Genomic DNA, 22,545 nt, shown 5'->3' on the forward strand with positions numbered 1-22,545 from the left:
GATAAAGAATAGAATCAGCAACCATGCGGTCACCGTTCTGAATTTTGAGTTATGTAGACTGATTGCTCCAATAATTTCGATAACTCCAGTAGAATAGACAATTTCTTTTTTTAGAGGTGAAAAATCGGAAATCATCATAGACATTCCGTCCGTAAACATAAAATGGCTCATTGCGGTGAAAAGTAGCATTACGGACATACCGATTCTCGCTGAAAACGGGACTTTATAATCTCACTTTATTAGCTTTTGGGCTAATACAGTAATAACTGAAACTGTGATTAAAATGATTAATGGTACCATCTTTATTTTCGTGAAGTTGGGTAGTATACCCTTAAAACATCCCCAATATTTTTATTGATGGCTCGTGTTTATGGTAACGGTAATGGTCTTTGACCGTCTTAGGCCTTCCAAAGCTTGATTTGACCGGAGAAAATATATGTTGATCGCCTTTAGAAAAAATCACCGAAAATCCAATTGTTTTTACCTAGACCCTAAATGGATTAATTGGATTATCTATATTTAAACCAATATGAAATTCTTAAAATATCAATTTAACCTGCCATAAAAAAACGCAATACAAATTAAGCCAAACAATCATTAGAGATAGTATGAAATGAGCATGACCGAAAATTGGTCGCTAACATTATATTTTTAATTGTGTTCATTATGACATTTATTAAAAACTAAATATCACCAGTTGATTTTGCCATTCTAGGAAAAATTAGGGAGACAAATAGGGGGGGAGTTTTACATTAAAAACACACATACACAGGGAATTATCGATAATTAAATAGAATACAACTGTTTTTTTTCTATTTTAACGGCTCCAAACCAGTTTACTGTTATAAAAAACCGAATGCTTTTTTTTAAAAAAACCAATAGTATTTTTTTATTTCTTTTTGTTTTACAGCTAAAGTCTCAAAACTCTACCATCAAAATTCCTGTATTAGAAAACAATATTCATAATTTTGAATCACTACTTCTTCAAGAAAAATATTTTCACACAGATACAGTGTCGTCAAATAAATACCTGAAACCTTTAAGTAAAACAAAGAAGTATTCACCAATATATGAAGGATGGCCTGCTAATGGTTACAGCAATTTTTATAATGGATCTAACTCCAAAAGTAAATTCCACTATTTGCAATCCATAAGTAAAGCTAAAGCACTAAAAGAGGAGTCTTGTGAAATATGGACTCAGCTCAATTATGTAGGTTATTTATATAATTACAGGGATTTCACAACCATGACTCCTAACCTTTTAGAAGTTATTGACATAATAAAAAAGCATTCTCCTGAAGCGTTAATTTTACCAGGAAAGTCCTTTGAAAAGTTGGGGTGGATCATGCAAACCTTAGAAGATTATGAGGAAGCGTTAAAATACTTAAATCTTGCAAAAACTCATACTCCCATAAATACTACTGCATATGGAAATAAAGTTAATTATGGGAATTACAATTATACTGAAGGAACAGCTCCTCGTAGAAATCTATTAATAAAGACCATCTGATATATGCACTCTGGGCCTTAGAATTATTTTTGAAACCTAATTTTTAATACATTTAGTTAAATTAAAACCATAAATAACATGACCAGACTTCTAATCGCACTTATTTCCGCCGTGCTATTGTCCGTTTCCTGTAAAGACACCAAGAAAATAGATACAGCAGGCAACGAAGAACAAGACCCAAAATTGGCAAAGCTTAAATTGCAACCCGGCTTTATGGCCGAACACCTCTATAGTCCTGCCGATAATGAGCAAGGCTCTTGGGTGGCAATGACCTTTGACGATAAAGACCGATTAATTGTGTCCGACCAATACGGAGCTTTATTTAGAATGGAAATTCCCACTATAGGTGCTGAAAACCTTACCCCAAAAATTGAAAAGTTAAAAATTAAAACTGGTGAAGCTGTGGCCGATTCCATTATCCAAATGGGATATGCCCAAGGGTTGTTGTACGCCTTTAACAGCTTATACGTTATGGTGAACCATTGGGGTAACGAGGACTTTGATAAATCTAGCGGACTGTATCGTTTACAGGATACGGATAATGATGATCAATATGACAAGATCACCCAGTTAAAAGCGTTGAATGGTGCCGGTGAACACGGTCCTCATAGTATAGTGCTAAGTCCAGATGGAGAATCCCTTTACGTCATTGCCGGTAACCATACAGACCTTCCCGAAATGGATGCTTATCGTTTGCCCAAGGTATGGGAAAATGACAATCTATTCCCAGAAGTTAAAGATCCTCGTGGCCATGCCAATAATCGTGGAGCACCGGGCGGATGGGTTGCAAAAATAGATCCTGAAGGGAAGCGATGGGAATTGGTAAGTGCTGGATTTAGAAATCCGTTCGACCTTGCTTTTAACGATCAGGGCGATATGTTTGTTTACGATTCCGATATGGAATGGGATCTGGGTATGCCTTGGTACCGTCCTACCAGAATCTGTCATGTTACCAGTGGGAGTGAATTTGGATGGCGTACGGGTAACGGCAAGTGGTCACCAGCCTATCCTGATAACCTAGCTCCAGTAATGAACATTGGGCAGGGCTCACCCACAAATGTAGTACATGGGCGAGGTGCTAAATTTCCAGAGCGCTACCAAAAAAGTATTTATGCATTCGATTGGAGTTTCGGTATCATCTATGCTATTCATCTTCAACCAAATGGATCTTCCTATGAAGGTGAAAGGGAAGAGTTTTTATCGGGTATCCCCTTACCATTAACAGATGGGGTTATTGGACCAGATGGTGCAATGTATTTCCTAACTGGAGGACGTAGATTGGATTCTGATCTGTATAGGGTACATTATACAGGTGACGAATCTGTAGCAGCTGTGAAAAATGACACCCCGTTAACAGAAGAGAATAAAATAAGAAGGGAGTTAGAAGCTTATCATTTAGGTCCAAAACAGGGTGCTGTGGCTTTTGCCTGGCCTTATTTAAATCATGAGGATCGCTTTCTTCAATACGCCGCAAGGATAGCTGTAGAACATCAACCAGTAAACGAATGGCAAGATAAAGTATTTGGGGAAAAAGATCCGGTAACAATGACTCAAGGGATTATTGCTCTTGCTCATCAGGGCAACAAGGAACAACAATCTAAAATGCTCAATGCTTTGTTGGGGATAGATTTAAAATCGCTTTCCCAACAAAATCAAGTAGACGCTCTTCGTGCCTTTGAATTAACATTGGCCCGATTTGGAAAGCCATCTGCCGCTTTAGGCACAAAAGTGATAAACCACTTATCTCCTTTGTATCCTGCCCACACAGATGTACTTAACCAATTGTTAAGCAAAACCTTGGCCTATTTAAATGATCCTACCGTAGCAAGTAAGACTTTGGCTCTCTTGGAATCACAATCTGGCGAAAATGCAGATGTAATGGCGAATTCAGCCACCGAGGCATCCGATCTTATTCTTAGAAACCCACAGTACGGTATGGATATCGCCCTTACTTTGAAGAATATGCCACCTGCACAACACACGTATTACGGTATGGTAATAGCCGATGTTGAAAAAGGATGGACCCCAGAATTAAGGGAAAAATACTTTAAATGGTTTAATAGGGCCTTTTCTTTTAAAGCGGGTAGAAGCTATATTGGATTTATAGATAGGGCTAGGAAGAAGGCTTTGGCGAACGTTCCTAAGGATAAATTTGATTATTACGATAAAATGTCCGGCGCCGAATTATTGACTAGTTCTGGAAATGATCTGGCGAGCAACGTGGTGCAACCTAAGGGTCCTGGTAAGAATTGGGAGGTAGAAGATATAGAACCCTTGTTGGCCGATGGCCTTCAGGGACGTGATTTTGAAAATGGCAAGAACATGTATGTAACTACTGCGTGTATTAGCTGTCATACGATGCAGGGTGAAGGGCAGAATATTGGTCCAGATCTTACACAGTTAGGGACACGGTTTTCCCCAGAGGATATGCTCAAGGCAATTATTCTACCCAACGACGTTATCTCTGACCAGTATATTTCTACAGTGTACAGTCTTAAAGATGGTAAATCTGTTGTTGGTAGGCTAATGAGTGAAACGGAGGAAAGTTATGTGGTATCACAGAATCCTTATGCCCCAGACATGACCCGTGAAATTCCTAAAGATCAGGTTACGGGAACCAAGTATTCCACAATTTCATGGATGCCACCGGGAACTATTAACAGACTAAATGCTGAAGAAGTTAAAGATCTATTGGCCTATTTAGCATCAGGAGGAAATCCAGATAGTCCTGTTTATCAAGAGGCAAATTAATACCATGAATATTTTGACCCAAAAAGCTGGTGGTTACATGCATTTAAAATGCGTAACCCCAGCTTTTATCTTTTTAGATAAACGCATTCTTGTACAATTGTTAACCCTTTTTGTATGTATGGGAGGTGTGGTTGCTTATTCCCAAGCAGCACCTATCCAATACTTGAAAAAACAAATTGCTTCAGAAAGTTATGAAACCGTTGGCGTATTTGATGTGAACAATGACAGAATTCCCGATATTGTCTCTGGCGCTTATTGGTATGAAGGTCCCCACTATCAAACCCGTTATTATATAGGTTCAGCAAAGCGATATGGAGAATACTATGACGATTTTTCTACCATCCCCTTGGATGTAGATGGCGATGGCTATATGGATTTTATTACCGGAGGATGGTTCGGAAAACAGTTGGTTTGGAAACAGAACCCTGGTGATGGTAGCCAGTGGCAGGAACATCTTATAGCAGAAGCCGGTAATATAGAAACCACTCGGTCTTGGGATGTGGATGGCGACGGGATTATGGAAATAGTGCCCAACACTCCAAATGACTCGCTGGTTATTTACCGTCTAGTGTTGGATGCCAATAAAAAAGGCGCTGCTAAGTTCACCAAGCACAGGATATATGGGAAGCATGGACACGGTTTAGGCTTTGGTGACGTTAATGGTGATGGTATAGGGGATTTTATTTTAGCCAAAGGTTGGTTGGAAGGACCAGAAAACCCTTATGAAGGAACTTGGAAATTTCATCCGGATTTTGACTTAGGTGGGGCCAGTATACCCATAATAGTTGCAGATGTAAACAATGACGGAAAGGCGGATATTATAGCGGGGCAAGGCCATGGATATGGGTTGCATTGGTATGAGCAGTTACCTGCGAAGAAGAAAGGAAAAACCGAATGGTTAAAACATCCTATAGATCCTTATAACTCACAATATCATAGTATGGAATGGATCGATATTGATTTAGATGGGGAAAATGAGTTGGTTACCGGCAAGCGTTATCGTGCCCACAATGGTAAGGATCCTGGAGGTGAAGATGATCTGGGATTATATTATTTTAAGTGGAATGGCGAAAATTTTAGCAAGCAAGTCATAGACTATGGTCCTTATGGAGAGGGGAAGGGAACCGGAGTCTACTTTAGTGTTTATGACTTAAACGGTACGGGAACTAAGGAAATTATAGTTGCCGGAAAGGACGGATTATATATGTATTACGATAAACCAAAAAACAATAAACAATGAAATTAAAAATCAACTATTTAATAGTATGTATTTTCTTAGTAGGGTTACATGGCTGTAAGGAAAAAAAAGAGGAGAAAACAACTGAGGTAGTTGCTTCTACTGTGGGACAAGATGATGAATTTACACCAATTTTTGATGGTAAATCCTTGGACAACTGGAGTGGAGATCCTGACTACTGGAGGGTGGAAAACGGTACCTTAGTAGGAGAGGTAACCCCAACTACTTTGCTAAAAAAGAATACGTTCTTAATCTGGGAGGGTGGACAACCTGCGGATTTTGAACTGAAATTAGAGTTTCGTATCGCCGAAGCGGGTAACAGTGGTATAAATTACCGAAGTGAAAAAGTAGATGGCATTCCTTTTGCTTTACGCGGTTATCAAGCAGATATAGATGGAAAGATTAATTATACAGGACAAAATTATGAGGAGAGAAAACGGACCACTTTGGCCTATCGAGGAGAAAAAGCGGTTATAAAGTCGCAAGAAAATCCAGATGCGCCGGACTCAATAAGGGGCAATATAGCTAATAATGCATGGCAGAGCAGGGAAGTACTAGAATCCTTGGGAACCTCTGATGAGCTAAAAACTGAGATTAAAAGCGAAGACTGGAATGAGATGCACCTTATTATTAAAGGTAACAGGCTGCAACACTATGTGAATGGTATTTTAATGAGTGAGGTAATAGATGAGGATCACATAAATAGAGCACTTACTGGGCATTTAGGAGTTCAGGTGCATGTAGGCCCCCCTATGAAGGTTGAATATAGAAATATAAGATTAAAAAGTTTATAGTGGTTATGTTCAGTTAAGTGTGTCATTGTTATTCTAGACCCAGTCTATTAACTGTTTAAGCTATTTACGGGAAAGTGTCCTATGAAGTTAATTAGTGTATGGTACTGTACCTGTTTTATCAACCAGATACCCCCATTTCTTTATGTATTCCATACCAGGAAGAAATTCGTCCCCGGTTTCTTTTAATCGGTGGGATAGCAATTTTTCCATAGCATCCTGTACGGAAGCATATCCCTCATTTCCCACAAGGTTGTTTAACTGGTAAGGGTCATTTATTTTGTCAAACAGTAACCATGGACCATTCAAATCCCTGGCATAGGTGTATTGTTGGGTCTTTATGGCTCTGTATTCCCTGCCACCATGTTGTGATCTGCTCCATTGTCCAAAGGGTTGTACACAGCTTAGCAAGGTGGCGTGCCCAACTTCCTCTTTCCCTTCCAAATAAGGCCTATAATCTATTCCCTCTACAGTGTTAGGAATAGAAATATTACAAAGACTAAGAAGGGTAGGCATTATATCTTCCGAATTCATCAACGCATCCCGTTCTCCAGCTACAATTTTTAAATTGTCAGGAATATAGTATAGCATGGGCACTTTAACCGATTCATCGTAAGGTTGCTGCTTTTTATAGGCTCCATGGGAACCCAATAAATCCCCGTGATCAGACGTAAAGACAATGATAGTATTTTCAAATTGCCCCGTATCTTTAAGGTTTTTTATCAGCTTGCCAATCATGTCATCCAGAGCTGCTATATGGGCATAATAACCCGCTAAATCTTTTTTCACTCGTTCTTTAAGGCTATCCGGCACATTCCTGCGGAGTAGGATTTTTTTCGGATCAAATCGGTTCCTATATTCCAATGGCGCGGTGTGGTATGGCGCGTGCGGTGTACCGTAGGAAAGAATCATCATAAACGGATTATCGGCCAACTTTCTTTCCTTAATATAGCCGATGGCAGCATCGGTCTGTTCAAAGGTATCGTACCCGTCCCAAATTTTTCTAGTTGGATCTTCGTTGTCATAATACACAGATTCATTATAATCGTGGGTACATTCATTGCCTTTCCAAAATTGGAATCCCTGTCTTCTCTTTCCAGGGGCAACATTTTGTAGTCTCCCATGACCATCCAAATGCCATTTACCTATGTAGCCAGTATCATATCCCTCCTTGTGAAACACTTTCGCAATAGTAACCGCATTGGTATCTAGCTGTACATCGTTCATGAAGACCCCATGCGTCAACGGACGTTGACCTGTTAAAAGTGATGCCCTAAATGGGGAACATACAGGCATGCCGGAAACCGCATTTTTAAAATTAACGCTTATCGCTGCCAAACTATCTAAATGTGGTGTACTTATATTGGGGTCACCGGCATAGCCCGTTGCCTGAGCACGCCATTGGTCCGTTAAAAGCACCAATACGTTCGGCCTAGTTGTATTTCGCGGTTGTTCGGCTATTTCCTTTTTCTTTTCGTTACAAGAAACCATAAAAACAATTGTACATATCAAGAAGAGATTATAACAAAAGCGTATTTGCACTTTACTGTTCATTGAGTATCACGAATTTTAAACTCTAACGATATCCTATTCGATTGCATAGCCTATCCGTAAGAAAATTATATCTTTATATCAGGTGTAAATAGAAGGGATGTTTCCTAAATATTTTGAGTATTCTTAGATTCTTTCCAATTTAATTGGATATGTTTTATTGGCATTCCATTGGCACACATAGATGTTCTCATCATCATCAATACATACATCATGACAATGATGAAAAATGGGTTCCTGTTGCAACATTCGCTGCAATTTGCCATTTTTATATTTGGGCGGTGTACCTCCAGGATTGGAAACCACCGTGTTGTTTTTATCTAAGATGGTTACAAAACCAGATTTTGGATTGGTGCTGGTAGGATGGGTTTGCATATTTCCTTCTATAAAATCTACTTTTGAAGACCAACAAACACCCGCATATAAGTTGTCCCCATGAAGTACTGGGCGACAAACGAATGCTCCTGGGAGCGAAATAGTTTCTAAATATCTGCCCTCTAAGGAAAATCTTTTAAAGCAATTACTTGCACGAGAGGTGACCAATAGGGTAGGGTTATTTTTATCCCTAGCGTCTATACATACTCCATGTGCGGTTTGGAATTGATCATTATCGGTGCCACGTCCGTTTCCTATTTTTCTAATAAATTCCCCTTCTTTGGTAAATTGGAGTACATATTGCGAGCCGTAGCCATCGGCAATATAGATATCCCCATTGGGACCGATAGCTGTTTCAGTAGGCTTAAATGAATCGTCCTTTTCGTAGGCCCCATATTGGGAAGGATGCCCTATCAGCATTAATTCCCTGCCGTTTAAAGTTGTTTTTATCATAGACCCGTCTGTATCGCAAATGAAAAGAAAATCTTCTGCTCCATCGTTCCATAAAGAAAGACCGTGCCCCCCTTTATAACGTATGCCCCATGAGTCTAATAATTTTCCAGACTTATCGTAGATTAACACGTTATTATGGGTGTCGTCCCCAACCATAATCATGCGGCCCCTTGAATCCATTACCATTTCGTGACAATTATTGACAGGGGTCTTACTCGGATCTAGGTTTCCCCACTCTTTATGTATCCTGTATTTAAAATCGCCCTGACCGATAATGGTTTCATGTAATTTAGGCTTGGAATTGATGATATTGAAATGAGGTACTACAAAAATTCCCGCCGCTGCTTTGGCAGTTGTACCTAGAAATTTTCTGCGATTTGTTTCTATTTTAGTCATAGTTTTTCAAGTTTAATTGTTAACTCCCTCGTTAACATAAAGAATGGTATGGTTAATTTGATGTTATCTTGCAACTCATTATGTGGGTATAGTTCCATGTTCATTATCCCCTGTAAATAAATTTCCAGCTTTCAATTACTGCTCAGTAAGATTATTAAAGATACTATCCGTTTTAATTGGGTAGTACAATATACATCAATGACCTAAAAATCCGCAGTTATTTTGGCAATTGTGGACTAAAAAACGAAATCAACTAACATTTTTAGAACTTTTATCAATAGGTTGTCCAAATAGATCCAGGATAGGTCTTCCATGCCCGTCAGGGGTGGTATAAAATGGTCTCCCTTCAATGGTATACTGTGTCTCTGGATGGATTCCCAACGCATGATATATACTCTGATGTACTTGGTCAATGACCACTGGGTTTTCTATTGAGGAACAAGGTCTTTCATCAGCGGTTTTGCCGTATACTAGCCCTTTTTTAATGCCACCTCCCCACATCAGTATAGAACAGCCATCCGTAAAATGTCGGTGCATACCATAGAACTTCTCATCCTCTATTACATCAGGTTGACTTACTTGGTCTTGCACTTGTTCACCAGGACGCCCCTCCATTATGGCATCTCTACTGAATTCGCTAGCCAGAATAATTAAGGTTCTGTCCAGATGACCGCTTTCGTCCAAATCTTTAATCAATTGGGCAATTGGCCTATCGATAAGTTCTTTCATTTTAGCGGCTCGTGTATGGCCATTTTCGTGCGTATCCCATCCAAGGAAAGGTTCGTACTCTGTTGAAACACTTATAAACCTACCACCATTCATGGCCAATCTTTTGGCCAGAAGACATCCCAACCCAAATCGGCCAGTATTATAGGTGTCATACACCTCCTTTGGCTCTTGGCTTAGGTCAAAAACCTTTGATTCGGGGGAATTCAATAGCCGATAGGACTGTTCCATGGAACGCATTAGGGACTCCCTTTGATAATCGCTTCCAGCTTCCATGACCTTGCTCTTATTGGCCAATTCTTTATACAGTTTATACCGGGCCTCAAACCTTTTAAGCGACATCCCCTGCGGTGGTCTAACACTGTCTAAACCAGAAGAAGGGTCTGGTATTAGAAAGGGACCGTATTCGCTACCCAGAAATCCTGCTGTATGAAATGCCTTTAATTCTTCTGCCTCTCCAACCGTGAATCGTTGACCCATCGAAATAAATGGTGGAATAACGGGGTTGGCAGGCCCCAATTCTTTGGCTATCCAAGCACCTATATGAGGAGCTTGTACAGTCTGTGGTGGCTCATAACATGTATGCCAATGGTATTGATGCCTCGTGTGTAATATGTGACCAAGATCAGCAGCTTTGTAGGAACGGATAATGGCGCCTTTGTCCATGACGCCCCCAATCGATTCCAGGCCTTGTGAAAAATCGAGTCCATCTACAAGGGTTGGAACTTTAGGGAAAGTACTCAAGATCCTCTTACTCTCAACCCCTTTCTTATAGGGGACATAGGCCTTAGGGTCAAACGTTTCCGTATGGGACATTCCGCCCGCCATCCACAACAAAATAACAGTGTCAGCAGTAGCGGGAATTTTTGGAATAGTATTGGTACAAGAGCTTAAAAAGCTGGCCATTGGTATCGTCGTCGCTGAAGCTGCTAGACTAGCTGACGCCATTTTTTTAATAAAATCCCTACGTGCATTTTTATTATCCGTTGCCATAATTAATTTATAAATTGAAATTCAGGTAAAATCAAGGTAGACCAAAATAAATCTTGTAAGGCTTCTTTCTTTGGTTGATTGCCTAGTGCTGAAAGCATTATTTTCTTTTCTTGATCAGTGGGATTCCTGCCTAGTGATTTTTGATAGAGTTCTACTACAATTTTATCACTATCATTACTATACCTTTTGAGCCATATACTAGCGCCCTCCTCCAAAACATTATTAAAAAACTCTCCGTTGGTCAATTCTAATGCTTGTAAAAGAGTGGCTTGTTCATCTCTTGAAGTGGTTACATTTTCTCTGCTTGGCCGCCCCAAAGCTTTCAAAAACGGATGCTGTTCTACCAGACTTGCCCGTGCAAATTCTCCGTTGTGCTGTTCAAATGTAAAATGGATCAGTTTACCCCAATTTTTAGTCCCATAATTACGGACTTCTTGCCATTTACTATCATCAAAATCAATACTAACCCAACCTTCACTTTGGTGGTCAGCTGTACTTTTCCAACTGTTGTCCGAGTTTAGTATCAGTTCACTACCGTCCGAATAGGTTATTTTCATGGAGAATAGTATTCCTGCAGGATTGGCGATATTCCCTTCGTTAATCCCTTCAATGGCTATTGTATTTGTTCCATTTCTCAGAACCTCTTGGACATTGAGCTTATCCACTTTTGTCCACTCCGTTCCCTGTGCTAATTTTTTTTCATTTATATAGAGGGTATAGGAATGATCTACGGAAATTAGGACGGTGGCACTTGCTATAGGTTGGTCCGGGAGTGAGAATGTTTTTCGGAAATATCTCTTGCCCGGTTCTGGAAGAACATCCCTGTCGAACTTTAATTCTCTATGCCAAACCCGAGAGGAAGGCAGCCCATTACCCTTGGGATTATAGGCCACTGCGGCAAATACGGGTTTAATCAATTGGCTTACGGCATCCGAGAACTGCTCGGCACTCATCCGCTTAAGAATTGGCCCTTTAAATACGTATTCCGATTTTATCTCCTCTATATTTTGGTAGTTAGCGGTTGGCATTTGATATGCCTTAGACGTCATTATTTGCTTTATCAAATGTTTAAGGTCATACCCAGAATCTACAAAATCAGAAGCTAACCAATCTAGGAGATCGGCATCCCATGGCTCATTGTCCATTTCATCCAAAGGCTCAATTATTCCCCTGCCCATTAATTGTTCCCAATATCGATTGGTAATAGTACGGTACAGTCTACCATTTTCGGGTTTAACGATTACCTCAGATAGTTTTAGTAGTCGTTCCTTAATACTTTCGGCCTCTACGGAACCTAATTCGGGATAAAGGAAATTCACCTTTGCCATTTTACCAATGGGCATATCACATCGATTTAGCTCCATTGTGGATTCTGAAAAGATTGATGCAAACCCATAAGATTGTTCCAAGGTAAGGTTACTTACAAAGCTATTGTGACATGAAGCGCATTTTACATTAACTCCCAACAAGGACTGCCCAATATTTTGGGCTGCCTGCATTTCGGTGCGTTGACTGGCATTAACTATTCCTCTCCATTGGATTCCTTTAATAAATCCTTCAGAAACCGCGGTTGGATTAACCAGTTGTTTCACCATTTCATCATAGTGCTTGTTTTCTTCCAAGGAGGTATATAACCAATCGGTAATTTGTTTTCTACCTCCGGTTATAAATCCAGTTCCGCTGTAGTCGTTCCGTAAAAGATCATTCCAAAAACTTAACCAATGTTGGGTATAGTTATGGGTATCGTTCAAAAGGGCATCAATAAGGGCGTTTCTTTTATTTGGATTGGAATCATCTATAAATTCTTTGATGTCCTTCGGTTCGGGAAGTAGCCCAATAATATCCATATAAGAACGCCTTATAAAGGTCCTGTCATCGACCACAGAAGGCCAGTCGATGTTATTTTTGTCTAAGTAGGACGCAATTAATTTGTCCACCGGGTGTGTTTGGTTTTCAATTCTCGGCAAATCGGGTTTTACAAGTTCCAATTCTGCTTCTGGGAATACTTTAAGTGCTTGATCGGACCAATGCGCACCGTTTTGAATCCATAATTTAATCAATGCTATTTCATTGTCCTTTAATACCTTTCCTTTCTTTGGCATAACATTGTCATCATCTGGGGAAAGGGTAATCCTTTTATACAGCTCACTTGCTGCAGGTTTACCAGCAACTATGACTGGCCCCCCTTCGCCGCCTTTAAAAACGCCTTCTTTATTATCCAGAATCAAGTCACCTTTATGTTTATTTTCACTATGGCATTGATAGCAGTTATGTGCAAAAATAGCCCTCACCCCAAGATTTAGTTGGTCTTGTTGGGATAAGGATAGGGAATCCGATTTCTTTAATTCAGAAAGTAGCCCAACCAATTTACTATTGTCGTAGGAATCATTATTCCCGGGGAGAACACTTGTTAGATAGTCCTCGCCGTGGGTCAGGTTTGCCCCTAAATGTCCTGCAACTGTCAGCGATATTACGGTAATAAAAAGCCCAGACCGATAAAGTCGGTAGTCTGACTGTTTTTTGCGCATTAAAAAAACAGTGATAATTGCCATAATTGCAGTTGCGATTCCTGCGTATTGGTGGTAATTCACTAAATCTCCGCTATAGTCATCAAAGGTACTTAGCAACCAGCCCATTAGGGCAGCCAATATAGCACTGATAGTTCCTGCGTAAATCATCCAATTGATACCTTCCCGTAATCCTTTTCGTTTTCCGCCTATCGTAAACAGCTCAAATATTAAGGCAACGACTAATAAACCTATGGGAAAATGTACCAATAAGGGGTGGAAACGGCCTAAAAGCTGAAATATCCAATCAAAATCTTTCATTTAATGCGCTAATTATATTTAAATCTTAATAGCAATAGCCCACAGGCCCAACGATTCATTTATTGTGGTTATGTAAGCTAATACCATTATTCATAGTCTTGAGATTTTCTTTTAATATCCTTCGTTTTGCGTTAAACCGGGATTTACTAGCAACTCCCTATTAGGAATGGGGATTATTCTTTAAAATGAATCAGATTCATAATCCTGGTTGAAAACCCTACCGACCTTCATGGAGCTGTAGGGTAAGTCACCTCTAAAGTCATGTGAGCATCAAAATTGGGAACAAGTTTTGATGTATTTAAGGTGCATCCCAGATGAAACCAACGATAGTGTTCAAAAGCTAATTTAACCTTTTTTTATTAAAGGTAAAGCCCCTAAAACACTAACAATCAAAGCTGTTGTAGTTATTCCGAAATTCATGGTCTTTCCATAATAGGGAACCCCCTCGTCGTTTTCTCGGGGAGCATTCTGTAATCTTCCTCGCTATCCACTTTTTCGGTAATTACCACATCTGCGTCTAGCTGTACCTCGTTTATGAATACCCCATACGTCACGGAATGGGAATCTGTTAAAAGCGATGCCTAATATAGAGAACTTACGGGTAGTCTGGATACCGTATTCTTGAGATTGACGCTTACCACTGCCAAACTATCTAAATGCGAATTGTCTATACTGTGATCACCATTGATAGCCTGTTGTTTGAGTATGCCATTGGTCGGTTATAGGCACCACTATATTTGGCCGATTCATCTTTTGTGGTTCTTCAGTAATGTTACTTTTCTATTGAATATAAGAAGCCATAAAGAAATCGTTACATATCAAAAATAAATAATCGGTAGTTGTAAGTTCTGATTTAAGGCTAGTGGAAATTAATTGTACATGTAGTTAATGCAAGGAAGCCTTGTCTGGGCTATACCTATATGGTATGGCTCCAAAGCGAGTTGGCTAGTGCAAAAAAAACCAATGAGTTCTTATTGCCGCTTTGGTTTTGACCTAGGACCTCCTAGTGTTCAAAGGCCATGACATCTGCATAACAATGCATGGGTAGGGAAGGGGTTGCCGGACGAAAATTTAGGACTAGTATTACAAATTTTTTCGGAACGTTTTTCTCCTTTTGTAAATCTGAGGGTCAAAATGCTTCCATAACTGTTTGATCGCCACATTTTCCTCCAATTCAGGGGTTCTTATACAGCTTTCTATACCTTTTTCCGTAAAGGTTTTGTGGTACTCATTAAAAATTACCGCAGTAACTCCTTTATTCTGATATTCTGGGTGCACCCCTATTAAATAAAAAATCACTTCCTTGCTATTTCTCTTGGCATTTAGTAGATGGTACCATCCAAAGGGAAATAATTTTCCCTTAGCTTTTTGCATGGCTCGAGAAAAAGAAGGCATAACAATTGCGAATGCAATTAGATTGTCGTCTTTGTCCAGAACAAACTTTATATATTCTGGATTGATAAAGGAAATATATTTTTTCTTGAAATACTCCTTTTGTGGGTCCGTCATTGGGACAAAAGAAGAGAGTTTCGAATAACTTTCATTAAATAGATCGAACATCTTATCCACCATAGGCATAACTTCCTCTGTTTTGGTGAAATTGAGTTCCTTGACCCCATAGCGTTTTTTCACTATGGCATTGACCTTTTCGAAAAACAACGGATTCGCATTAATAAATGGGAACTTATTCTCCATATATTCCTTTTCCTTCACCAACCCGAAGCGTTCATAATGCGTTACATAGTAAGGGTGATTATACCAGGTAATCATAGTGCCTATATGGTCAAAGCCTTCTGTTAGCACACCTACCTTGTCCATATTGGAAAATCCAACTGGCCCCTCCATATAGGAAAGCTCATGTTGTCTACCAATTTCCGCAACTTTGTTGAACATAGTTTCGGAAACCTCATAATCGTCTATAAAATCGAACCAACCAAAACGCATTTTCTTTATGTTCTGATGGTTTACCTCCAACCCATTTACGATTGCCGCCACCCTGCCAACGATCTTATTGTTTTTGTACGCAAGAAAAAGCCAAGCATCGGCATCTTTAAAAACTGGGTTTTTACTCTTGTTAAATGACGCTATCTCATCATTTATAATGGGAGGCACCCAATATGGGGAATCCTTGTAAAGTGTAAATGGAAATTTAACGAAATCTTTTAATTCCGATTTTGATGTTACTTCTTTTAGGGTGACCATACTATTAAGTTTGTATGGTTCAATATTAGGAATATTATCCAATAGGAAAAAGCAGAAGGAAACTTTTATTAGAAATCAATTTCCCCTTGGTTTTTTTTATCCATTTTTCTTGCTTTTCGGAGTTGCTTTTTAGTTGGCCCAAGGTCTATATCCTCTGCTCCCGAATCCTTATTCTGTTTTTTAGTCTTTTTCAACATGCTGTTTCTGTTGATACGACCACCATTTTTACCTGCGTTCTGGTCCTCTATGGCCTTTAATTTATCCTTGTGCATATCTAGCCTATAGGACATGCCCATTGCTCCAAAAATTCTGCTGGGAGTGTTTTTAAAACTAGCCCCAAAATTTAGGTCCACCTGCATATTGTCACCTATTAGATGCGCTACGCCGCTCCGTAGTAAAACATCGGAATAACGTTCGCTATTAATACCCTGATTCTCTACAAATACACTCCATTTCGGATTTCTTAATGCATGGGAAAGGGAGATGATGTAACTCCGTTCAGGAAACGGTGTTCTAATCCGGTCATAAGCAAAATTGGTAGTAAGTACTAATCTTGAGGTCAAGCTACTTTGGGTGGCCACCATAACCCTTGGGGATACAATATCTTCCCCGCGATAATATGGATTGTCCCCCAAAACAAAATTTGCGCCCACATATACGGATATGGCGGGAATTAGGTTTTTAAATCTAAATTTGTTGTTTGCTCTCCAACTGTACAGGTCAGGTTTGTTGTTTTCTGGATTTTTAAAGGGATCAAAAATCAAATACTTGAGGCCTAAGCGGTTTTTGGAAAAGTCTGAATTTGTTACTTCTACCCCAGTGTTGAGATAGGTTTTGTTCTGATGGTCAAAAGTACCCTCGTAATTAATTTCCAGTGTTTCAAAAAAAAGACCGTACCGTAAAGAAAGGTCGGCACCTAATATATTGGATTCCGTTGCCAATCTTGAATGGTCCTGTTGTTCTAACCCCACTCCAAATTCGGCCTGTAAAACGTTCGATCCCAATGCATAGGCACTAACGGATAACCCTGGCCTGTTGGAATTGATTAAATCGGTATATTGCGAGAAGCCACACAAAGGAAAAGCGCTAATCACAATAAGTATCAACTGATTAATGTGTTTCAAGGAAACATAATATTTCATAGGTGCTTTATTTATTATTATTTTAAGACTTTTCCCTTATTAATACAACGCTAGAATTGTATTTTTGATATAAAATTTAATAACAAATATGGGGTTTTTAAAAACAATTCTAATTATACTCTTAGTATACTATTCACTTAAAATTTTAGTGAAATGGTTGGGCCCAATAATGCTTAGATATGCCGCAAAAAAAACTGAGGAACATTTTAAGGAAAAATTTAAAGGTTTCTCCGCTCAAAATCAACAAGACGATTCGCAGATTGGCGATATAATAATAGAAAAAAAACCTGAAAATCAAAGAAAATCCACGAAAAATGTCGGGGAGTATATTGATTTTGAAGAAATTGAATAACCATTTATCATAAACCAGCCATGAGAAACGGTCTTAGAGCCTTTTTGATCCATTTTTTTGTTACCGTATTTTTTATCCTTGTAGCCCTTGCTTATTTCCATCCCGTATTACAAGGGAAGGTAATAGAGCAATCCGATATTGTTCAATTTACCGGAATGGCCAAGGAACAGAACGATTTTAGGAAAAAGACAGGGGAGGAGCCCTACTGGACCAATAGTGCCTTTGGTGGAATGCCCACCTATCAACTTGGGGCCTATTATCCGCATGATTATATTAAAAAACTCGATAGAACTATCCGATTTTTACCGCGACCGGCAGATTATTTATTCATCTATCTCATAGGGTTTTATATATTGTTATGTTGCCTTAAAGTAGATTATAAATTAGCCATATTGGGTGCCTTAGCTTTCGGATTCTCTACCTATATGATTATAATACTAGGGGTTGGTCATAATGCCAAAGCCCATGCTATTGGGTATATGCCCATGCTTTTGGGGGGAATTGTATTGGTATTTAGAAAAAAATATCTCTGGGGTTTTCTACTCACCACTATTGCTATGGCTTTGGAGGTAGGGGCCAATCACTATCAGATGACATATTATTTTATGCTCTTAGTGCTGATTCTGGGGGCCGTATATTTAGTAGATGCCCTTAAGCAGAAACAACTAAAACATTTTGGAAAATCGGTAGGGTTGCTCTTGGTGGCCGTTCTTTTAGGTGTGGCGGCAAACGCTACCAGCCTTATGGCTACCAAGGAATATGCCGATTGGAGTACTAGGGGGAAATCGGAGCTTACCATTAATCCCAAAGGAGAACCTGTGGAAAAAGGATCTGGTCTGGACAGGGATTATATCACCCAATATAGTTACGGTATCGCAGAGTCCCTTAATTTATTTGTTCCCAGACTTTTTGGTGGATCAAATAGCGAGAACCTTGGGACACAATCCAAAACCTATAACTACTTAACTGAAAATGGGATCTCTAGGACCAAGGCCTTAGAGTTCTCAAAAGGGCTTCCGCTTTATTGGGGAGATCAACCCATTGTTGCCGCACCCGCTTATATTGGGGCAGTTGTATTCTTTTTGTTTGTTTTGGGGCTGTTTTTGGTACAGGGTAAGGTGAAATGGTGGCTCCTGGGAGGCACTATCATGGCTTTGGTGCTTTCTTGGGGTAAGAATTTTGGATTGCTTACCGATTTAATGATCGATTATTTCCCCATGTACAATAAATTCAGGGCAGTTTCTTCCATCCAAGTAATTTTGGAACTATGTGCCCCAGTATTAGCCATATTAGCATTGGCGGCACTTTTTAACAATAAAATAGACGAATCTAAGAAATTTAAGAGTCTTAAAATTTCCATTTTTATTACCTTGGGGCTAGGAATTTTCCTTTTCCTTATAAAAGGATTATTCTCTTTTACGGGTCAAAGTGACGAAACTTTACGACAGTATTATGGGGATGATATCTTGGCACTAATCCAAGCCGATCGGAAGTCGGTTTATAATTCTGATATATTCCGATCTTTGATCTATATGGGATTGGCAAGCTTAGTAATCTGGTTCTTTTTAAAAGGAAAATTAAAACAATCGCTTGTCGTAGTGTTTATCGGTGTTCTAATTTTATTCGATTTGGTCGGCGTGGCAAAACGCTATGTAGATGAGGACGATTTTGTAGCAAAAAGAAGAATGTCCGAACCCTTTCAGCAGACCGAATTTGATAAGCAAATTGCCCAGGATAAGAGTATTTTTAGAGTGTACGATCCTAATGAGGGAATCAATGGAGCCAGAACTTCCTATTTTCACCAATCGGTAGGGGGATACCATGCTGCAAAACCAGCTGGACTTGAAGATTTATTCAAATTTTATATTTATAAGGGTAAAGTAGGGGTGTTAAGTATGCTAAACGTAAAATATATTGTGCAACAAGACGAGGAGGGCAGAAGCTATCCTGCCCAAAATCCCGATGCAAACGGCAATGCATGGTTTGTAGACCAATTAATCTCAGTGACTAATGCCAATGAGGAAATTATGGCATTAGACACCTTGGATCTAAAACACAAAGCGGTATTCAATCGTTCAAAGTTTACACTCAATAATACGGATTATCAAGTAGATTCTACCGCTGGCATACAATTAACTAACTACAGCCCCAATCACCTGACCTATAGTTCCAATAATTCCAACACAGGGTTGGCCGTATTTTCTGAAATGTACTATTCCCATGGATGGAACGCCTATATAGACGGACAGTTAACAGAGCATTTTAAAGTAAACTATGTGTTACGGGCGCTGGAAATTCCGGCAGGGAAACATAATATTGAGTTTAAATTTCAGCCAGAAATTGTGCGAATTGGATCCAAGATTACTATGGCAAGCTCCATAATTATTGGTCTGATCCTAATATTGGGAATCGGTTATACGATTAGGAAATCGGGAAATAAAACCTCCGACTAATGCAAAAAGTACTCATTATCACCTATTACTGGCCTCCTGCAGGGGGGCCTGGAGTACAGCGTTGGCTGAAATTCGCAAAGTACCTTCCCTCTTTTAATGTGGAACCCATTGTATACGCTCCTGAAAATCCAAATTATCCTATTACGGACGACTCCTTTTTGCAGGAGGTTCCAGAGGGAATAAGGGTATACAAAAGGAAAATTTTTGAACCTTATGGGCTGGCGCGTATTTTCTCAAAAAAAAAGACAAAACAGATCAGTGCCGGAATAATTACGAGCAAGAATCAAAGCCCACTAGAAAAGTTGCTATTATGGATACGGGGCAACCTTTTTATTCCCGATGCCAGAAAATTTTGGATAAAGCCATCCGTAAACTTTTTGTCCCAGTTAATTGAAAAGGAAAATATAGGGATTATAATAACCACTGGTCCGCCACACAGCGTTCATTTAATTGGACAGCAATTAAAAAAACGCTCCAAAGTACAATGGATAGCCGATTTTAGAGATCCGTGGACTTCTATTGGGTATCATGATAAGTTACTGCTTACGGCATCTTCCCAAAAAAAACACAAGCAACTGGAACATCTTGTGCTAAATGAAGCCGATAAAATTATTGTTACTAGCAACACTACAAAATTAGAATTTTCCCAGTTGACCACAAAGCCAATCACCGTGATAACCAATGGTTATGATACGTATAAGGAAAGGCCAGTCCCCTTGGATGCTAAATTTACCGTATCACATATTGGATCTTTATTATCGGGAAGGGACCCATTAAACCTGTGGAAAGCGCTGTCCGAATTGGTAATGGAAAGCGATGAATTTAAACAATGTTTTAGATTACAGCTAGCGGGTGTGGTCAGTAGGGATGTTATTGCGAGTTTAGAGTCTTGTGGATTAGGGCCCTATTTGGATCTTCCAGGTTATCTTTCCCATGAAGAAGCAATGGAACTACAAAGAAGTTCTCAGGTTCTCTTATTGATAGAAATCGATTCGGAAGAAACCAAGGGAATCGTCCCGGGAAAGGTTTTTGAATATATGGCCTCTAAAAGACCAATTCTGGGGGTAGGACCTAAGGAATGGGAAGTTGCTTCACTAGTTGAAGCTTCAAATACAGGAATAATTTTTGATTATCAGCAGTTTAAAGAAATTAAGGATATCTTATGGCAATGGTTTTTGGAATATAAAAAAGGGGAGTTGTTCTTGCCATTTGCAAAAACAGAACAATATCACAGAAAGGAACTCACCAGAAAATTATCCAAGTATATAGGAATATGGGAATAGTCTTTAAACAGTCTTTGAACAATACCTTGATCACCTATTTTGGTTTTGTGATAGGGGGAATCAACCTACTTTTTCTATATACCCGATTTTTAACCGATGAATATTTCGGTTTGGTCAACGTTATCCTTTCTGCTTCAGCGGTTTTAATGCCCCTTTTGGCATTTGGGGTTCCCAACACCCTTGTGAAATACTTTGCAGGTTTCCAAGCGGGTAGGAGCAGGGATTCTTTTTTAACTCTTATGGTGTTCCTACCCTTGGTACTTATACTTCCAATAGCTTTAATTTCACAAATTTCCAATGAGGCTATTGGAAACTTTTTGTCCAAGGAAAACCCAGTAGTAAAAGGCTATGTATGGCATATTTTCCTTATCGGTGTGGCTATGGCGTACTTTGAGGTATTCTATGCCTGGGCCAAAGTTAATATGCGATCGGTTTTTGGGAATTTTATGAAGGAGGTTTTTAGCCGTATTACCGTATCGATCCTATTGTTATTAATCTATGTCGATGTTATTTCGGTATTGTCATTTCTCAATGCCCTAGTACTGCTTTATCTTTTAAGAACCTTAATAATGATGTTCTATGCTTTTAAACTTCAGCATTTAAAATTAAACTTTAAGCTGCCACCCAACACCATGGCAATGGTAAGTTATAGTGCTTTAATTATTTTGGGAGGCTCGGCAGCGATTGTATTATTGGAAGTGGATAAGGTAATGCTCAATCAGTTTATAGAAATTGAAAACGTGGCCTATTACAGTGTTGCTGGCTATATGGCCATCACCATTGCTGTACCCTCTAGGTCTATGCACAATATTACCTACCCATTAACTGCGGAGATACTCCATAACAAGGATATCCCTGGCCTTAAGAGGCTATATCAAAAAAGTTCGCTCACCTTGTTTATAATATCCGGACTTTTGTTCCTGTTGATCATCCTGAATCTTCACGATCTCTATTATTTTTTACCGGATAGTTACCGTGATGGATATATTATTGTAGTTATCCTAGGTTTGGCAAAGGTATACGATGCTATTTTGGGAAACAACAATGCTATTCTTTACAATTCCGATTTTTATAGAGCCCTGCTCCTAATGGGAGTAATGTTGGCAGTTTTAACGATACTTTTAAATTTATGGTTAATTCCCAGGTATGGTTTGGATGGCGCCGCTATAGCTAGTTTTTTGGCATTCTTTATTTATAACACCATAAAACTGGTTTATGTAAAGGCCAAATTTAATATTCAACCATTCACAAAGGAAACGGTAAAGGTGTTCCTTCTTTTATTGATTATTGCCCTACTGTTCTACTTTGTTAAATTTCCTTTTCATCCTCTTGTCAATATTGGATTAAAAAGTTTCTTAATAATAGTTCCTTATGTGTTTGTGCTGTACCGGTTTAAAATATCCGAAGATGTATTTGGTGCACTATCAAAGTATTTGGATAGGATAACGGGAAAAAAATAAGATAAAAACCCCGTAGGAATAAATTCGCTACGGGGCTAAACA

15 protein-coding genes are annotated in these 22,545 nt (G+C 39.2%); 8 read left to right on the forward strand and 7 right to left on the reverse strand.

Features of this window, described 5'->3' with window-relative positions:
- The first annotated feature begins 856 nt into the window (after window positions 1–856).
- From KCTC52924_RS15030 to KCTC52924_RS15045, 4 genes are all read left to right on the forward strand, one after another.
- On the forward strand, window positions 857–1,510 hold the full coding sequence (locus KCTC52924_RS15030; RefSeq protein ID WP_251805581.1) for a hypothetical protein: 654 nt from the start codon (window positions 857–859) through the stop codon (window positions 1,508–1,510).
- Between the two features lie 78 nt (window positions 1,511–1,588).
- Complete coding sequence (locus tag KCTC52924_RS15035) at window positions 1,589–4,261, forward strand: c-type cytochrome (protein ID WP_251805582.1); 2,673 nt, start codon at window positions 1,589–1,591, stop codon at window positions 4,259–4,261.
- Window positions 4,262–4,265: 4 nt separating this feature from the next.
- On the forward strand, window positions 4,266–5,501 hold the full coding sequence (locus KCTC52924_RS15040) for an FG-GAP repeat domain-containing protein (protein WP_370671478.1): 1,236 nt from the start codon (window positions 4,266–4,268) through the stop codon (window positions 5,499–5,501).
- Complete coding sequence (locus tag KCTC52924_RS15045; RefSeq protein ID WP_251805584.1) at window positions 5,498–6,292, forward strand: DUF1080 domain-containing protein; 795 nt, start codon at window positions 5,498–5,500, stop codon at window positions 6,290–6,292. Before KCTC52924_RS15040 ends, KCTC52924_RS15045 begins: the two co-directional genes overlap by 4 nt.
- An 87-nt stretch (window positions 6,293–6,379) precedes the next feature.
- On the opposite strand, the gene KCTC52924_RS15050 is transcribed toward KCTC52924_RS15045, so the two are convergent.
- From KCTC52924_RS15050 to KCTC52924_RS15080, 7 genes are all read right to left on the reverse strand, one after another.
- Window positions 6,380–7,843, reverse strand: a complete 1,464-nt coding sequence (locus tag KCTC52924_RS15050; protein ID WP_251805585.1) for a sulfatase — start codon at window positions 7,841–7,843, stop codon at window positions 6,380–6,382.
- Between the two features lie 123 nt (window positions 7,844–7,966).
- A complete protein-coding gene (locus tag KCTC52924_RS15055) occupies window positions 7,967–9,064 on the reverse strand; it encodes a 6-bladed beta-propeller (protein WP_251805586.1) in 1,098 nt (365 codons plus the stop codon).
- Window positions 9,065–9,313: 249 nt separating this feature from the next.
- Window positions 9,314–10,783, reverse strand: coding sequence for a DUF1501 domain-containing protein (locus tag KCTC52924_RS15060; RefSeq protein ID WP_251805587.1), 1,470 nt, complete (start codon window positions 10,781–10,783; stop codon window positions 9,314–9,316).
- Window positions 10,784–10,785: 2 nt separating this feature from the next.
- Window positions 10,786–13,611, reverse strand: coding sequence for a DUF1549 domain-containing protein (locus tag KCTC52924_RS15065; RefSeq protein WP_251805588.1), 2,826 nt, complete (start codon window positions 13,609–13,611; stop codon window positions 10,786–10,788).
- Between the two features lie 416 nt (window positions 13,612–14,027).
- The gene (locus KCTC52924_RS15070) at window positions 14,028–14,165 is read right to left on the reverse strand and encodes a hypothetical protein (RefSeq protein ID WP_251805589.1); all 138 of its coding nucleotides are present in this window, start codon (window positions 14,163–14,165) and stop codon (window positions 14,028–14,030) included.
- Window positions 14,166–14,694: 529 nt separating this feature from the next.
- Window positions 14,695–15,813 (reverse strand): GTP cyclohydrolase, encoded by a 1,119-nt coding sequence (locus KCTC52924_RS15075; RefSeq protein WP_251805590.1) that lies wholly within the window; start codon window positions 15,811–15,813, stop codon window positions 14,695–14,697.
- Window positions 15,814–15,881: 68 nt separating this feature from the next.
- The gene (locus tag KCTC52924_RS15080) at window positions 15,882–16,955 is read right to left on the reverse strand and encodes a transporter (protein WP_251805591.1); all 1,074 of its coding nucleotides are present in this window, start codon (window positions 16,953–16,955) and stop codon (window positions 15,882–15,884) included.
- An 88-nt stretch (window positions 16,956–17,043) separates the two neighbouring features.
- Here KCTC52924_RS15080 and KCTC52924_RS15085 point away from each other — a divergent pair, with 88 nt between their 5' ends.
- The 4 genes from KCTC52924_RS15085 to KCTC52924_RS15100 are packed head-to-tail and all read left to right on the forward strand — an operon-like array spanning window position 17,044 to window position 22,503.
- Window positions 17,044–17,307, forward strand: coding sequence for a DUF4834 family protein (locus KCTC52924_RS15085; RefSeq protein WP_251805592.1), 264 nt, complete (start codon window positions 17,044–17,046; stop codon window positions 17,305–17,307).
- Window positions 17,308–17,327: 20 nt separating this feature from the next.
- Window positions 17,328–19,760 carry a YfhO family protein gene (locus KCTC52924_RS15090; RefSeq protein ID WP_251805593.1) on the forward strand — a complete coding sequence of 811 codons (2,433 nt, stop codon included), beginning with the start codon at window positions 17,328–17,330 and terminating at the stop codon, window positions 19,758–19,760.
- Window positions 19,760–21,043: a glycosyltransferase family 4 protein gene (locus KCTC52924_RS15095; protein WP_251805594.1), complete on the forward strand. Its 1,284-nt coding sequence runs from the start codon at window positions 19,760–19,762 to the stop codon at window positions 21,041–21,043. Before KCTC52924_RS15090 ends, KCTC52924_RS15095 begins: the two co-directional genes overlap by 1 nt.
- Window positions 21,034–22,503 carry a lipopolysaccharide biosynthesis protein gene (locus tag KCTC52924_RS15100; protein WP_251805595.1) on the forward strand — a complete coding sequence of 490 codons (1,470 nt, stop codon included), beginning with the start codon at window positions 21,034–21,036 and terminating at the stop codon, window positions 22,501–22,503. The genes KCTC52924_RS15095 and KCTC52924_RS15100 overlap by 10 nt, the downstream gene beginning before the upstream one ends.
- Window positions 22,504–22,545: the final 42 nt, after the last annotated feature.

It is taken from the genome of Arenibacter antarcticus, assembly GCF_041320605.1.
Taxonomy (GTDB): domain Bacteria; phylum Bacteroidota; class Bacteroidia; order Flavobacteriales; family Flavobacteriaceae; genus Arenibacter; species Arenibacter antarcticus.